This window comes from Propionivibrio dicarboxylicus (genome assembly GCF_900099695.1).
Taxonomy (GTDB): domain Bacteria; phylum Pseudomonadota; class Gammaproteobacteria; order Burkholderiales; family Rhodocyclaceae; genus Propionivibrio; species Propionivibrio dicarboxylicus.
This window is the reverse complement of the sequence record NZ_FNCY01000015.1, coordinates 97,279-112,492: the sequence shown is the minus strand read 5'-3', so window position 1 is coordinate 112,492 and position 15,214 is coordinate 97,279. Positions and strand designations below refer to the sequence as shown.

The window sequence follows — 15,214 nt, the reverse complement described above, 5'->3', positions numbered from 1 at the left end:
CCCAGGACGACGGCCGGCGCACGGTAGACCGGAATCCTGAGCCCGTCGAATTCGACAATCTCGTCGATTTTTGGCGCCGTGACCTCGCGCGGCAGATGCACGTCGGTCATCGCATCCAGGATGTGCTGGGGAATCGGGTTTGCCATGATCTCAGAGCCTCCGGATGTGGAATCCGCCATCGACGTTGATGACTTCGCCGGTGCAAAAATCGAGCAGGCCGGAGCAGGCCGCCCAGACGGCCTTGGCGACATCCTCGGGTTGCCCCCAGCGCTTGATCGGCGTCAGTCCGTTGGCAATCATCGCGTCATACTTGTCCTTGACGACCGAGGTCATGTCGGTGGCGATGATGCCCGGCCGGATCTCATAGACATTGATGCCGGCCGCCGCCAGGCGATCGGCGAAGAGCAGCGTCACCATGCTGATCGCCGCCTTCGAGATGCAGTATTCGCCCCGCATCGTCGAGGAGGTATAGGCCGACACCGACGAGATATTGATGATCTTCGGCGTCCGCTGCGGATCCTCCGCTTTGGCGCTTTCCATGATCCTGGCGACCGATTGGGAGAGGAAGAAGGTCGACTTCAGGTTGATGTCGAGCAGCCGGTCGAGGCTTTCCTCGCTGGTCTCGAGCAAGTCCATGCGCACCTTGGGGGCGACGCCGGCGTTGTTGACCAGCACGTCGATGCGCCCGAAACGCGCCATCGCGGTCGAGACGATCTTCTCGCGACCGGCCGGCGTCGAGACGTCCGCCTGGACATAGACCCAGGGATTGCCGGCCTGCTCGATGCCGGCAAAGTTGGGCGCGATGCTCTCCGGCGCCGACGTGCCCACCGCGACAATGGCATAGCCTTCGGTCGCCAGTCGGGTGGCAATGGCATTGCCGATGCCGCGTGACGCACCGGTGACGATAGCAAGCTTGTTTTCGCTCATGGGTTCTCCCCTTGTAGTGGATCAGGCGACGGTTTTGTGCCGGGCGATACAGGTGTCGAGGACTTCTTCGCCGGGTCGGCTCCACCAGTCCTCGGAGAAAATCTCGACTTCGGCGAATCCGGCATACCCCGCGTCTTCCATCCAGGAACGGGTCTTCTTCAGTTCGATGACGCCGTCGCCCATCATGCCGCGGTCATTGAGCAGGTCGCGCGTCGGCGTCAGCCAGTCGCAGACGTGATAGGCCAGGAGTCTGTCGGCGCCGGCGCGGGCGATCTGTTCCCCGAGTTTTGGATCCCACCAGATGTGGTAGAGGTCGGCCGCAACCCCCAGCATGCCGGTACGGCCCGGATCGAGTTCATCACACAGATCGAGCGCCTGCTCCAGGGTGTTGATGCAGGCGCGTTCGGCCGCCTGCATCGGGTGCAGCGGTTCTATTGCCAGCGGCATGCCGACCTGCAGGGCATAGTCGAGGCTGGCGGCGATGCCGTCGCGCACTTCGCTGCGGGCGCGGGCAATGTCGTGATAGAGCGGTTTGCCGCTCAGTGCGCCCGGCAAGGAACCGACGACGAGCACCAGGCAGGGCGCATCGAGCTGCCGGGCCTCGTCGATGGCGCGTCGGTTATCTTCCAGCGCCGCCTTCAATCCGGCGGTGTCGGCGGCCGGAAAAAAGCCGCCGCGACAATAGCCGGAAAGCCCGATGCCGGTTCTTCGCAGCAGTTGTTCGACGCGGTCGATCCCGACCTGGGCGACCTGGTCGCGCCAGGGGCTGATCGCCCGAATCTCCCGCTTCGCGCATTCCTCGATGATACGGTCGAGCGTCCACTGTTTGCGGACGGTCGCCGTATTGATCGACAGCGCCGCATGATTCGCTGAAAAATCGCGCATCGATAGTGCCTCCCTTGTTTGTCAGGCGCTCAGGCTTTGAGCGCCGGCACATCGATCCAGCGGCGTTCCTTCCACGATTCCAGGGCGCATTCGACGAGTTGCACGCCCTTGGCGCCTTCGAGCAGGTTCCACTTGAAGGGCGCGTCTTCGACCAGGTGCCGGATGTACATCTCCCATTGCAGCTTGAAGCCGTTGTCATAGACCTGGGTATCGGGCACGGGCGTCCAGCCGTCGAAGAAGTCGATCGGCTGTTTCGTATCGGGACTCCAGACCGGCTTGGGCGTGTTGACGCGCGCCTGCGTCAGGCAGTCGGTCAGACCGGCGACGGCGGAACCGTGCGTGCCATCGACATGGAAGGTGACGAGGTCGTCGCGGCGTACCCGTGTCGTCCAGGAGCTGTTGATCTGGGCGATGATGCCGCCCTCGAGTTCAAAGGTCGCGTAGGCCGCATCGTCGGCGGTGACGCGGTACTTGTTTCCCTGCTCGTCGAAGCGCTCGGGGATGTGCGTCGCGCCCAGGCAGGAGAGCGATTTCACTTCGCCGAAGAGATTGTCGAGCACATAGCGCCAGTGACAGAGCATGTCGAGAATCATGCCGCCGCCATCTTCGGCGCGATAATTCCACGAGGGCCGCTGGATCGGTTGCAGATCGCCCTCGAAAACCCAATAGCCGAACTCGCCGCGCACCGACAGGATGCGGCCGAAAAAGCCGGCGTCGTTGAGCAGCTTGAGTTTGCGCAGCCCCGGCAGGAAAAGCTTGTCCTGGACGACGCCGTGCTTGATGCCGGCCTTCTTGGCCAGTTCGTAGATCTCGAGCGCTTCCTTCAGGTTGGTGGCGACCGGCTTTTCGCAGTAGATATGCTTGCCCGCGGCGATCGCACGCGCCAGCATGCCGGGGCGCATTTGCGTCGTCGCGGCGTCGAAGAAGACGCTGTCGTCCTTGTTCTTCAGCGCGGCGTCGAGATCGGTGCTCCAGCGGGAGATGCCGTAGCGTGCGGCCAATGCGGCGATCTTTTCGGCATTGCGTCCGATCAGGATCGGGTCGGGGAGCACGCGATCGCCGTTGGAAAGCGTGACGCCGCCTTGTTCGCGGATCGCCACGATCGAGCGGATCAGGTGCTGGTTCATCCCCATCCGTCCGGTGATGCCGTTCATGATGATGCCGATGCGCTGCTGTGCCATGTTCTCTCTCCCGATCTCGTTGTGTGGCGTCATGAAACAGAGAAATCCAGACCGCTATCGAAGAAAACCCGCGCATCGATCCTGTCGTCTGGTATAACCATCCAGCATAGGCGTGTGGCACGGCGGCACGCCAGGGCGTGAAACCGGACATCGTCTTGCTCGCCGATAAATGTTACCGGACGGTTAATTAGGATGGAAATTTATCGGAGCGGCACGCGCTCTGTCAACCGCTATGGAATTCGTCAAGAGCATAAGTGCGGCATGCTTGATAGTGCTTCTCATTAACTCAACTTGCTAATGTAGTGTATGAATTTTTGAACATGTGGAAAACCGAAAGCGAATTCATCGCGGTTTTTCGCGGTGACGGGGTTGACCGGACGAATAAATTCAGAAATCATGCAAAGTGTTACCACGCCGTTAATTAAAAGAAGAATTCCCCGCAAGTCATACGGCCGCAACTTCATCAAGCTGGAAAGCATTCACGCAATGCGACACATGGGATTTGAAGTAATTGCAGTAGTGAACCGGAGGGCGCGTCGGGAGCCGTTTTCCCCGACCTGAGCGGTGTCATCGCAGCGCGCTGCGGTGGCCTGGCGGGTCGCGTGTCCGATTGAAAAAGCTATTGGAGGGAAATGACATGCGTAACAAGGGAGTGTTGAAAAAATCGCTGTTCGTCCTGATGCTGGCCGGCTCGGGTCTCGTCATGGCAGGGGAAGTCGTTATCGGCAATCTGCAGGATCTGAGCGGTCCGACCTCGGTGCTCGGCAACGCGGTGACGCGCGGCGCCGAAGTCGCGGTCGAGAAGATCAATGCTGCCGGCGGCATCAAGGGCGACAAGATCAAGCTGATCACGGCGGACACCAAGGGCAACGTGCAGGAAGCGATCAAGGCCTTCACCCGGCTCATCGACCACGAAAAATCGGTGGTGGTGCTCGGGCCCCCCGTGTCGAATATCGGCCTCGCCATTGCGCCGATCGCCAATGAAAAGAAGATTCCGGTGATTGGCAGTTTCATCGACCCGCGCGTCACCGTGCAGGAAAACGGCGAGGCGCAGCCGTCGATGTTCCTGATCCAGCCGACCAGCGTGCAGTTTGCCGAAATCATTGCCAGTTATGCCAATGAAAAGCTCGGCTACAAGAAATTCGCGGTGCTCTACGACCAGTCGAACGCCTTCGCCGTGTCGATGTACAAGCCGTTCAAGGCCTACATCGAGAAGCGCGGCGGCACGATCGTCGCCGAGGAAACCTTTACCAAGGCCGACAAGGATTACCGCGCCCAGTTGAACAAGATCAAGGCCTCGGGCGCCGAAGCGCTCTACGTGCCGAACTACACGCAGGATCTGGTGATCACCGTCAAGCAGGCGAAGCAGATCGGCATGACGATGCCGATGTTCAGCGGCCTCGATGCGGCGCCGCCGTTTGCGACGCTGGTCGGCGACCCGGACGCGGCAGACAACATGTTCTTCGCCAACAATATTTCCGACAAGGAACCGCAACTGACCGAGGTCCGCAACGCCTACAAGGCCAAGTTCAACGAAGAGCCGATCAACAAGGCTTATCTCGGCTACGACAAGGTGACGGTGATCGCCAAGGCGGTCGAACTGGGTGGCGGCGCCACCGGCCCGCAGATCATTGCCGGACTCTCGCAGATCAAGAACGTGCAGGGCACCACCGGCGTCATCACGCTGTCGCCGAAGACGCACCAGCCGCTGGGTCTGTCGATGGTCATGTACAAGATCGTCAAGGGCAAGTACGAGGAAATCGGACGTTACGTGCCGGAATCGCACAAGTAATAACGCTCGATTGACGCGTTGGGGCAGAAGACGGACGCGGCGGCAACGCTGCCGCGTGCCGTTGCCGGGCGCGCGCGTTCCCTAAAAGGAAACCCATGCTGCAGAACATCTTCTTCGGATTGTCGCTGGGCGCGGTCTATTCGCTGATCGCCGTCGGCTTCGCCCTGGTCTTCAACATCCTGAAATTCTCCAATTTCTCTCATGGCGGTGTCATGTCGTTCACCGCCTACGCCGGCTATCTCGCGTACATCCTGCTGTTCGACGGCAAGATTACCGGCGTCACCATGTTCGTCGCCGTCGTCCTCGTCGCCGCGCTGGTCGGCGCCGTCACCGCCGTCGGCATCGAACGCGTCGGCTTCCGCCGCCTGCGCCGCAATCAGGCGCCGGTGATCTACTACTTCATTTCGTCGATCACGCTGGGCATCCTGCTCGAAAACATCATCACCATCTTTGCGTCCAGCAACTTCTATTCGTACCCGGTTTTCTTTTCGTCGAGCAACATCCAGATCTTCGGCACCTCCTTCTCGATTGCCGACTTCGTCACCCTGCTGTTCTCCTGTGTCGCGCTGGGCCTGTTGCTGTTCGTGCTGTATCGCACCAAGCTCGGTCTTGGCGTGCGCACCGTCTCCTTCGATGTCAACACCGCCAGCCTGATGGGCATCGATGCCGATCGCGTCGTCATGGCCACCTTCGCCATGTCGGGCGCGCTCGGCGGCATCAGCGGCGTTTTCCTCGGCATGAACTACTCGCTCTATCCGCAACTCGGGCAACTCGTGGTCAAGGGCTTCATCGCTTCCGTCATCGGCGGGCTGGGCAACATCACCGGCGCGGTGATCGGCGCCTTCCTGCTCGGCATCGTCGAGGTCGGACTGATCGGCATGGTCGGTTCCGGATTGATGCCCGCCTGCGTCTTCGTCGTCATGCTCGTCTTTCTGCTGGTTCGCCCGCAGGGCATTGCCGGCAAGATCGTTCAGGAAAAGGCCTGACCGGATATGGACTACATCTATTCGATTCTCACCCTCACCGGCATCACCATGATCGGCGTCATGGGCACCTATATGGTCACCGGACTGACCGGTCAATTCTCCTTCGGGCAGGCGGCGTTCATGGCCGTCGGCGGTTATGTCTCGGCCATGCTGACGCTGCGCTTCGGCCTGCCGTTCCCCGTGGTCGCGCTGCTCGGTGCCGCCGCCGCGACGCTGGCCGGATGGCTGGTCGGCCTGCCGACCGTCCGCTTGCGTCGCGACTATATTTCGCTGGTCACTTTCGGTTTCGGCGAAGCGATCATCTCGGTCCTCAACAATTCGGCGCAGCTGACCGGCGGCGCCGAAGGGCTGGTCGGCATTCCCAAGCGCGTCGATCTGCCGCTGGTGCTGGTCAGCGTCATCTGCTGCCTGTTCCTGGTCGCGTGTTACAAGAACTCGCGCTATGGCCGCCAGAGCCTGGCCCTGCGAACCGACGAACTGGCCGCCCGCTCGATGGGCATCGATGTCAATCGCATGAAACTGGTGACCTTTCTCTTCGCCAGCGCCATCACCGGTTATGCCGGCGTTCTGTATGCCTTTTACTCGCAATATCTGGAACCGGGCTATTACAACTGGACCGTGTCGGCCGAGTGGCTGATCATCGTCTTCGTCGGCGGCATCAACAGCCTGACCGGCGCCATGCTGTCCGCGCTGGTTCTCACGACGCTGCCGGAGCTGCTGCGCTTCGCGTCTTCGTGGCGGATTCTCATCTACTGCGTCATCGTGCTGCTCATCATCAATTACCGGCCAAACGGCATCTTCGGTGACTGGGAAATCAGCCGCCTCTGGAAAAAGAAAACGTCTGCCGGAGCGTCCAAAGCATGAATGCCATCACGACAACATCATGCGGCCTGCTGGAAGTGTCTTCCTTGAGCAAATCCTTCGGCGGGGTGCGCGCGGTCTGCGATTTTTCCTTCAATGCCCAGCCGGGCGAGATCGTCGGCATCATCGGCCCGAACGGCGCCGGCAAGACCACGGCCTTCAATCTGGTCACCGGGGTGTATGCGCCCGACAAGGGGAGCGTGAAACTCGACGGGGTCGAGCTCTCGGGCTTGCGCCAGGACGTGATCGCACGCGCCGGCATCGGCCGCACCTTCCAGAACATCCGCTTGTTCAAGGGTCTGACGGTGCTGGAAAACGTGATGACCGCCTCCGACCCCTACGCGCCCTATGGCTTTTTTTCGGCGATCCTCGCCCTGCCGGGCAAACGCAAGGCAGATCGCGAGGCCGCCGACAAGGCGCGCGAATATCTCAACATGGTCGGGCTGGGTGGAATGGAGGATGCCCGACCCGAGTCGCTTCCCTACGGACTGCAGCGCAAGCTCGAGCTGGCGCGCGCACTGGCGATCCGCCCGAAGGTGATCCTGCTCGACGAACCGGCGGCAGGGCTGAACCCGAGCGAAGTCCGCGACTTCATCGAACTGGTCCGGCGCCTGCACGAGCGCTTCAACTTCACCATCGTCTTCATCGAGCATCGCATGGAAGTGGTGATGAATCTGAGCCACAAGCTGTTTGTCCTCAGCTTCGGAAAACTGCTGGCCAGCGGCGATCCCGAAACGGTGCGTCGCAATCCCGAAGTCATCGAAGCCTACATCGGCGAAGAGGAGTAAGCCGTGTCTTTACTCGCAGTCAACAATCTCCACGTTTCCTACGGGCCGGTGCAAGCGCTGCGTGGCGTGAACCTGAATGTCGAGGCGGGTTCGATCGTTTCCATCATCGGTGCCAACGGCGCCGGCAAGACGACGCTGCTCAACACGCTGTCCGGCATCGTCAAGCCGAAATCCGGGTCGATCCTGTTTCGCGGCACGTCGCTTCCCGAGCGCGCCTGCAAAATCATTCGCGAAGGCATCGCGCATGTGCCCGAAGGACGCAAGATATTCCCCGGTTTCACCATCGAGGAGAACCTGCTCGCCGGCGCCTACATCGTCGATGACAAACAGCTCGTCGACGAGCGTCGCGATGCCATGTACGCACGCTTTCCGATCCTCGCCGAACGCACGCATCAGCAGGCCGGAACCTTGTCGGGCGGCGAGCAGCAGATGCTGGCGATCGCACGCGGCCTGATGTCCGATCCTGGTTTGATTCTGCTCGACGAACCCTCCTTGGGTCTGGCGCCGCTGGTGGTCAAGGCGGTATTCGAGCTGGTCCGCGAGATTCGCGACCGGAGCGGCAAGACGATCCTGCTCGTCGAGCAGAATGCGAAGAAGGCGCTGGCCTTGTGCGATTATGCCTATGTGCTTGAGAACGGCGTCATCGTGCTGGAAGGCAAGGGCGACGAACTGCTCAGCAACCCTGCCATCCGCAAGGCCTATCTGGGAGCGGAAGACGCCTGAGCGTGACTAGCTGCAGAGCATCAGATAGCCGAGCACGATGTCCGTCATGTGCTGCAGGCGCTCGACCTTCGCCTTCGGCGTGTTGAGGTCGCGTCCGAATACGGCGCTCAGGGTGTCGTTGTTCGACAGGTAGAAGTAGCTCAAGGCGGCGATCGAGATGTAGAGCTGGAGCGGATCGACGCCGCCGCGAAAGAGCTTTTCGCTCTGTCCGCGGATCAGGATTTCATTGAGCGTATCGATGAGCTTCGAGTTGTAGAAGCCGATGTTCTTCGAGCGCCGGATGTGTTCCGCGTGGTACAGGTTCTCGGTATTGAGCAGCCGGAGAAACTCCGGGTGCTGCAGGTAGTAGTCCCAGGTGAACGTGATCAGCCGGCGAATGGCTTCGACCGGTTGCAGGTCCAGCAGGTGCAGTTCCGATTCGGCGTCGCGGATCGTCTTGTAGGCGCTCTCCATCACCGCCAGAAAAAGGTCTTCCTTGTTCTGATAGTAGTAGTACAGCATGCGCTTGTTTGATCCGGAGCGTTCGGCAATCTTCTCGATCCGTGCCCCGGCAAAGCCTTTTTCCGCGAATTCCTCCGTTGCCGCAGCCAGTATCAGCGACTGGGTTCGTTCCTTGTTTCGCGTTTGTGGCTTGCTTGTTTCTGACATGGGGCCGGTGGATTCGACGGTTGAACCGATGTCACATTATAGGTTTTAAACACTTGAAGAAGAAGCAGTTGTCAAAGAAGATGACATGGAAATACGCTGCCGGCGTTTCGGGCGGCGCGAGTGTTTGGCAGGTTGCATAAAGCGGCGATGGCCGCAGTCGCCATCGCTTATCGCAGCGATGAAAGAATGCTCGCGCCGAAGGATCGCTCGGCAATGCCGCCACGTTCTCCGGGGTTAGCGGTTTAATACCGGCTTTGTCGCGCGAATCAGTTCCAGCATTGCCTCTGCGGCGACTGAAAGCGGCCTGTCCTTGCGCCAGATGATATGAATTGACCGACTGATTCCGGGGGGCGCCAGCGGGATTGTGGTCAGTTCGGGATGACGAAACTGATACAGCGTCAATTCCGGCAACAGGCTGACCCCGAGTCCCTGCAGGATAAGCCCGGCCATTGTCGCGAGATTGCGGATTTCGAACGATGACGGGTTGACGCCGGTTGCGCCGATCGCCTTGACGACGAACTGGTGGATGCTTGCGGTGCCGGCCAGGTGGATGAAGTCGCAGCCGCGCAAATCATCGATGGCAACCATTTCCCTGGTGGCCAAGGGATGGTCCCGCCGGCAAATCAGGAAAAAGCTGTCGGCATAAAATAGCTCGGAAGCATATTGTTCGGGCGGAACGTTCGGTGCGGCCATGGCGATATCGACGAGGCCGTTCTGCAGTAGTTCAAGGCAGTGATCCGAAAGCACGTCGTGGATCTCCACATTGATTCCGGGATAGCGCCGCCGGTATTCCGCGATGATCTGCGGCAGCCATTCTCCCGCGATCGAGGGTAAGGCAGCGACACGGACCCGTCCCTTCTTCTTGGTGACATAGTCATTCAAATTGGAGAACGTCCACTGGATGTCGGAGACCAGATGCTGCGCGGCTTCGGCAAACAGTTCGCCTTCCGGGGTCAGGGCGACGTTGCGCGTATCCCGATCGAACAGGCGCGTACCGACCTCGTCCTCGAGTCGGAAAATCATGCCGCTGAACGCCGATTGCGAGACATGACAATGTTCGGCCGCGCGCGTGAAATTGCGGTGCTCGCAGAGCGCCAGAAATGCCTTGAGCAGTTTCAGAGAGACGTTGAGTGCCATGATTATCCCGATCGATTATTGATCAGGATATCAGATCAATCTATCTGATAAAACCGTTTCCGAGATTCATCGTCCGTCCCCAGAATACTTTCCGTTCAGCAAAAACAACACATATTCAGGGCGGACATGGACAAGATCATTGGCATCAATGAGGTTGTGCAGCACTTCAAGGACGGGATGACCGTTCTCTATGGCGGTTTCATGGGCGTGGGAACGCCTGCCGGCTTGGTGAAATGCCTGCTCGACTCCGGGGCATGCAAGCTGACGCTGGTCGGGAATGACACGGCTTTTCCCGATACCGGCGTCGGTCCGTTGATCGTCAAAAAACGGGTTGGCAAACTCGTGACCTCTCACATCGGTACCAATCCCGAAACCGGTCGGCAGATGATTGCCGGCGAACTCGAGGTCGAACTTGTCCCGCAGGGGTCGCTCGCCGAGCGTGTCCGCTGCGGCGGCGCGGGTCTTGGCGGTGTGCTGACGCCAACGGGTGTCGGCACCATCGTCGAAGAAGGCAAGACAAAGCTCTGCTTCGACGGCAAGGAATACCTCGTCGAACGCCCGATTCGTGGCGACATCGCGCTGATCAAAGCGCGCAAGGCAGACCGGTCGGGCAACCTCGTCTATGAGCGAGCGGCCCGCAATTTCAATCCCTTGATGGCACTGGCCGCCGATCTGGTGGTGGTCGAGGCTGACGAACTGGTCGACGTCGGCGAACTCGATCCCGAATGCATCGTCACGCCGGGTGTCGTCGTGCACAAGATCGTCGTCACCGGAGGGCTGTGAGATGAGTGCCAAGCCCATGGACCCCAAACATATCATTGCCGCTCGCGTGGCCAGGGAGCTTCATGACGGCGATGTCGTCAACCTTGGCATCGGCTTGCCGACGCTCGTACCGAACCATCTGCCGCCGGATATCAGGATTACCTTGCAGTCCGAGAACGGCTTTCTCGGGCTGGCACCGCTCGAAGGAGATCCGGTGCCGGGCCTTGTCAATGCAGGCGGGCAGCCTTGCGGCATGCAGGCGGGCGGCGTCTTCTTCGACAGTGCGATGTCCTTTGTCCTGATCCGCGGGGGACATGTCGATGTCACGGTTCTCGGCGCGCTTCAGGTCGATCAGCAGGGCAATCTCGCCAACTGGATGGTGCCCGGAAAGATGGTGCCCGGCATGGGCGGCGCCATGGACCTCGTCACCGGTGCCCGCCACGTCATCGTCGCCATGGAGCACTGCACCAAGGACGGCGGCGCCAAGATTCTCAAGCAATGCAACTTGCCGCTGACCGCCAAGAGCAGGGTCAACAAGATCGTCACCGAGCTGGCGGTGTTCCGCATCGATCCGGGGCATGGCGGCCTGGTGCTCGAAGAGTTGCAAGCCGGCATTTCCCTCGATCAGGTGCGTCGATGCACCGAGGCGGAGTTCCGCATCAGCCCCGATTGCCAGCTTTGATTTCCCGTTTATCCAAGCGCTACAAAGGAAGACAACCATGAACTTCAGCTTCAACTATCCAAAGAAAGTCGTTGTCGGCGACATTTCGATCCGCGATGGGCTCCAGCACGAAGAGCGTTTCATCTCGACCGACGCCAAGGTCTATTACGCCGAGCAACTGATCCTGGCCGGCGTCAAGCGCCTGGAACTGACCAATCTCGGCAGTCCGAGGAATTTGCCGCAATTTCGTGACGCCGAGGAATTGCTCAGGCGCGTGCGCGAGAGCAAGACCCTGGCCAAGGCCGGCGTCAATTGGGACGAGATCGAGATCACGACGGTGACGATTCGCGAGAGCGCAGTCGATCGGGCGATCGAGCTCAAGAAGCGCGGCGTCGGCCCGGACCGCATCCTGATGATGGTGTCGACCGACGAGCAACATCATTTTGCCAACTCCGGCGTGACGCTGCCCGAATACTGGAAAGAAGCCGAGCGCTGCATCAAGAAGGCGACCGACGCCGGCCTCAAGTTCAACGGTACGGTCAGCACCATCTGGGGCAGCCCGATTTCCGGGCCGACGAAGATGGAAGATGCCATCGCCTTCACCAAAAACTGGCTCGACCTCGGCGCCACCGATATCGAACATGCCGACCACGACGGTTCATCGACACCGGATCTGGTCTACCGCTATTACTCGATGTTGCTCGATGCGATTCCACGCCCCGAGGTGCATTTGGCGCATTTCCACACGACGCGGGGCTGGGGCTTGGCCAACGTGCTCGCGGCCTTGCAGGCGGGCATCTACACCTTTGAAAGCACGCTCGGCGGCATCGGAGGACAACCGGCCAACTTCATGGACGACTGCCCGATTCCGGGGACCGGCAACTATTACTACAAGGATCCCAACTCGGTCGGTCTCGTCAGCACCGAAGACATGCTGCTGATGATGGAAGAGATGGGCATCGAGACCGGGATCGATATCGACAAGATACTCAAGCTCGGCACCTTGTGGGAGCGCACCGTCGGTCGTCGCTTGCGCTCGTCTGCAATCCTGCACGGGCGGATTCCGAAAGACCCGATCGAGTCGTACAAGAAGCGTGGCCTGGCGGAAAGAAAGGCCAAGTTGGGCGAAGCGCCGGATCAGGTTTTTCCGGTCGCGATTTAACCGGGGCCAACGATGAATACGATCCAGGAAGCAGTCACTACCGGGGCGCTGAAGGGGCTCAAGGTGCTCGACCTGACCCGCGTCTTGGCCGGGCCGTTCTGCACCATGTTACTTGGCGACATGGGTGCCGAGATCATCAAGATCGAGGAGCCGGGCAAGGGTGATGACACGCGCGGCTACCCGCCGTTTATCGACGGCCATAGCGCGTATTTCGCCAATCTCAACCGAAACAAGCGAAGCATCACGTTGGACCTGAAGAATCCGCAAGCGAAAGAGACTTTCATGCAGCTTGTGGAAGCGGTCGATGTGGTGATTGAAAACTACAAGCCGGGGACGATGGAAAAGCTCGGCCTGTCATATGACAAGGCCAAGGCGCGGAACCCCCGGATCGTCTACGCCTCGATCTCCGGTTTCGGCCAATACGGGCCGTATAAGGATCGCCCTGGCTACGACATTATCGGCCAGGCAATGGGCGGCCTGATGAGTGTGACCGGGTGGCCCGATTCACCGCCGACACGCACCGGCACCGCCATGGGCGACATTCTCGGCGGATTGAATTGCTGCATCGGCATTCTCGCGGCGCTGCGTTCGCGCGATGCGACCGGCATAGGTCAGCATGTTGACGTGGCGCTGGTCGATTCGGTCGTCAGCTCGATGGAAACGATCATCCAGCTCTATCTCGTCGACCAGCGGGTGCCGCAAAGAATCGGCAATCGCTATGAATTCATCTATCCCTATGACTCCTTCCAGGCTGCCGATGGGTGGGTGGTCATCGGCGTTGGCGGTGACGAGGTCTGGAAGCGCTTCTGCCAAGCCACGGGTCTTGTTGCGCTATTGGAGGACGCGACGCTGGCGACCAACCGCGAGCGGGTGGCGAATAACGCGCGATTGAAGACGACGGTGACCGAGTGGACGTCGTCGCGGAAGGTCGCCGACATCGTCGAGTTGCTGCTCGCCCATAGCGTGCCGTGCTCGCCGATTTACAGCGTCGATCAACTGGCCAACGACCCGCATATCGCTGGTGCGCGGGAAATGATCGTCGAAATGGATCACCCCGCCCGAGGAAAGATGAAGGTGATCAACAACCCGATCAAGTTCTCGGCCACCAAGACGGCAATTCGCAGCACCTCTCCGCAACTCGGTGAACACACGGAGCGGGTCATGGCCGAGGTGCTGGGCTTGTCGGCCACGCAAATCGAAGCACTCAAGGATGACGGCGCATTCGGGAGGGCTTCCTGAATATAGCCGGCGCATGATAAACACAATAAACGGAGGTCTTTCATGTTGGCATTACTGGGGTTTCTGACGGTCGTAATATTTCTTGTCCTGATCATGACCAAGCGGGTGTCGGTGACGCTCGCACTGATTGTGGTGCCGGTCGTCGCGGCGCTCATTGGCGGCTTCGCACCGAAGATGGGGCCGATGATGATCAACGGCATCAAGAACGTGGCGCCGGTCGGCGTCATGATCATGTTCGCCATCCTGTATTTCGGCCTGATGCTGGAAGTGGGCCTGTTCGAGCCGATCGTCAGGCGTCTGCTCAAAATCGTCGGCGGCGATCCACTCAAGGTGGTTCTCGCCACGGCATTCCTGACTTGCTCGGTGTCGCTCGACGGCGACGGCGCGACGACGTTCATGATCACCATTTCGGCCATGCTGCCGCTCTACAAGGCGCTCAACATGAGCCGCCTCGTGTTGTCGGGCACCATCTGTCTGGCCGCCGGCGTCATGAACATCATCCCGTGGGGCGGACCGACAGCACGGGCAATGACGGTGCTGAAGGCCGATTCGGCAGCGATCTTCAACCCGGTGATCCCGGCAATGATCGCGGGCTTGGTCTGGGTGTTTTTCGTCGCCTGGTATTTTGGCAAGAAGGAACGCGCACGCGTCGGCATCATGGACGTGCAGCAGATCGAAAGTCCGGTGCTCAGCGAGGAAGAATCGGCGCTGCGGCGGCCGAACTTGCTGTGGTTCAATGCCGTGCTGACGGCCGCGCTGGTCGTCGCACTGATTCAGGCGATTCTGCCCTTGGCCACCTTGTTCATGATCGCCTATGCCATCGCATTGATTGTCAATTTCCCGCAGCCGAAGCAGCAGCTTGAACGGATCACTGCGCAAGGCAGCGCAATTGTCCTGGTGTGCTCGATGATTTTTGCTGCCGGCATATTTACCGGCATCCTCACCGGCACGGATATGATCAAGGAAATGTCGAAAGTGCTGGTCACCCTGATTCCGGCGCCGATGACGCACTACCTGCCGGTAATCGTTGCGCTGACCAGCATGCCGTTCAGCCTGATTTTCACTCCGGATGCCTACTATTTCGGCGTCCTGCCGATCCTCGCCCAGACGGCAACGGCAATCGGCATCGATCCCCTGCACATTGGCCGCGCCGCAATTCTCGGTCAAATGACGACGGGCTTTCCGCTGAGCCCGCTGACCGCCTCGACATTCATCCTGATCGGCATGTCCGGCGTCGAACTGGGTGAGCACCAGAGGTTTGTCTTCAAATGGGCCTTCGGTTCGACCGTTGTCATGACGGTTGTGGCCGTACTGACCGGTGCCATTTCCTTCGTGAAATAGCCGTCCGGGGAGGTAGGTGGCCGCTATGGCCCGCCAGGGAAGGGAAGGAGCCTCGTGAAGCGAGGCTTCTTCTTTTTGAGCGCACCATGACGATGTCCGGCGTTGCGATGCCTTCGCTCTT

15 protein-coding genes are annotated in these 15,214 nt (G+C 60.1%); 10 read left to right on the top strand and 5 right to left on the bottom strand.

The window, feature by feature from the left end; genetic code table 11:
• Positions 1 to 150: 150 nt before the first annotated feature.
• Genes BLR25_RS15865 through BLR25_RS15855 form a run of 3 tightly spaced genes read right to left on the bottom strand, consistent with a single transcriptional unit; the run spans position 151 to position 2,993 of the window.
• A complete protein-coding gene (locus tag BLR25_RS15865) occupies positions 151 to 927 on the bottom strand; it encodes a 3-ketoacyl-ACP reductase (protein ID WP_091938873.1) in 777 nt (258 codons plus the stop codon).
• 21 nt (positions 928 to 948) lie between these two features.
• Positions 949 to 1,812, bottom strand: coding sequence for a sugar phosphate isomerase/epimerase family protein (locus BLR25_RS15860; RefSeq protein WP_091938872.1), 864 nt, complete (start codon positions 1,810 to 1,812; stop codon positions 949 to 951).
• 29 nt (positions 1,813 to 1,841) lie between these two features.
• Positions 1,842 to 2,993, bottom strand: coding sequence for a Gfo/Idh/MocA family protein (locus BLR25_RS15855; RefSeq protein ID WP_091938871.1), 1,152 nt, complete (start codon positions 2,991 to 2,993; stop codon positions 1,842 to 1,844).
• Between the two features lie 637 nt (positions 2,994 to 3,630).
• On the opposite strand from BLR25_RS15855, the gene BLR25_RS15845 reads away from it, so the two are divergent.
• The 5 genes from BLR25_RS15845 to BLR25_RS15825 all read left to right on the top strand — a co-directional run bounded on the left by BLR25_RS15845 (position 3,631) and on the right by BLR25_RS15825 (position 8,143).
• Positions 3,631 to 4,785 carry an ABC transporter substrate-binding protein gene (locus tag BLR25_RS15845; RefSeq protein ID WP_091938869.1) on the top strand — a complete coding sequence of 385 codons (1,155 nt, stop codon included), beginning with the start codon at positions 3,631 to 3,633 and terminating at the stop codon, positions 4,783 to 4,785.
• Between the two features lie 95 nt (positions 4,786 to 4,880).
• Positions 4,881 to 5,771 (top strand): branched-chain amino acid ABC transporter permease, encoded by an 891-nt coding sequence (locus BLR25_RS15840; RefSeq protein WP_091938868.1) that lies wholly within the window; start codon positions 4,881 to 4,883, stop codon positions 5,769 to 5,771.
• A gap of 6 nt (positions 5,772 to 5,777) precedes the next feature.
• The gene (locus tag BLR25_RS15835) at positions 5,778 to 6,635 is read left to right on the top strand and encodes a branched-chain amino acid ABC transporter permease (protein WP_091938867.1); all 858 of its coding nucleotides are present in this window, start codon (positions 5,778 to 5,780) and stop codon (positions 6,633 to 6,635) included.
• Positions 6,632 to 7,420: an ABC transporter ATP-binding protein gene (locus BLR25_RS15830; RefSeq protein ID WP_091938866.1), complete on the top strand. Its 789-nt coding sequence runs from the start codon at positions 6,632 to 6,634 to the stop codon at positions 7,418 to 7,420. Before BLR25_RS15835 ends, BLR25_RS15830 begins: the two co-directional genes overlap by 4 nt.
• A 3-nt stretch (positions 7,421 to 7,423) precedes the next feature.
• A complete protein-coding gene (locus tag BLR25_RS15825) occupies positions 7,424 to 8,143 on the top strand; it encodes an ABC transporter ATP-binding protein (protein WP_091938865.1) in 720 nt (239 codons plus the stop codon).
• A gap of 6 nt (positions 8,144 to 8,149) precedes the next feature.
• Here BLR25_RS15825 and BLR25_RS15820 read toward each other — a convergent pair whose 3' ends face one another.
• Both BLR25_RS15820 and BLR25_RS15815 read right to left on the bottom strand, forming a co-directional pair.
• Entirely contained in the window at positions 8,150 to 8,791 is a 642-nt protein-coding gene (locus BLR25_RS15820; RefSeq protein ID WP_091938864.1) for a TetR/AcrR family transcriptional regulator, read from the bottom strand.
• A gap of 234 nt (positions 8,792 to 9,025) precedes the next feature.
• A complete protein-coding gene (locus BLR25_RS15815) occupies positions 9,026 to 9,928 on the bottom strand; it encodes a LysR family transcriptional regulator (protein WP_091938863.1) in 903 nt (300 codons plus the stop codon).
• 126 nt (positions 9,929 to 10,054) lie between these two features.
• Here BLR25_RS15815 and atoD point away from each other — a divergent pair, with 126 nt between their 5' ends.
• Genes atoD through BLR25_RS15790 form a run of 5 tightly spaced genes read left to right on the top strand, consistent with a single transcriptional unit; the run spans position 10,055 to position 15,093 of the window.
• Complete coding sequence (atoD, locus tag BLR25_RS15810; RefSeq protein ID WP_091938862.1) at positions 10,055 to 10,711, top strand: acetate CoA-transferase subunit alpha; 657 nt, start codon at positions 10,055 to 10,057, stop codon at positions 10,709 to 10,711.
• A gap of 1 nt (position 10,712) precedes the next feature.
• A complete protein-coding gene (locus BLR25_RS15805; RefSeq protein ID WP_281245594.1) occupies positions 10,713 to 11,372 on the top strand; it encodes a 3-oxoacid CoA-transferase subunit B in 660 nt (219 codons plus the stop codon).
• 37 nt (positions 11,373 to 11,409) lie between these two features.
• Entirely contained in the window at positions 11,410 to 12,513 is a 1,104-nt protein-coding gene (locus BLR25_RS15800) for a beta/alpha barrel domain-containing protein (protein WP_091938861.1), read from the top strand.
• A gap of 12 nt (positions 12,514 to 12,525) precedes the next feature.
• Positions 12,526 to 13,752 carry a CaiB/BaiF CoA transferase family protein gene (locus BLR25_RS15795; protein ID WP_091938860.1) on the top strand — a complete coding sequence of 409 codons (1,227 nt, stop codon included), beginning with the start codon at positions 12,526 to 12,528 and terminating at the stop codon, positions 13,750 to 13,752.
• A gap of 42 nt (positions 13,753 to 13,794) precedes the next feature.
• The gene (locus BLR25_RS15790) at positions 13,795 to 15,093 is read left to right on the top strand and encodes a CitMHS family transporter (RefSeq protein WP_091938859.1); all 1,299 of its coding nucleotides are present in this window, start codon (positions 13,795 to 13,797) and stop codon (positions 15,091 to 15,093) included.
• Positions 15,094 to 15,214: the final 121 nt, after the last annotated feature.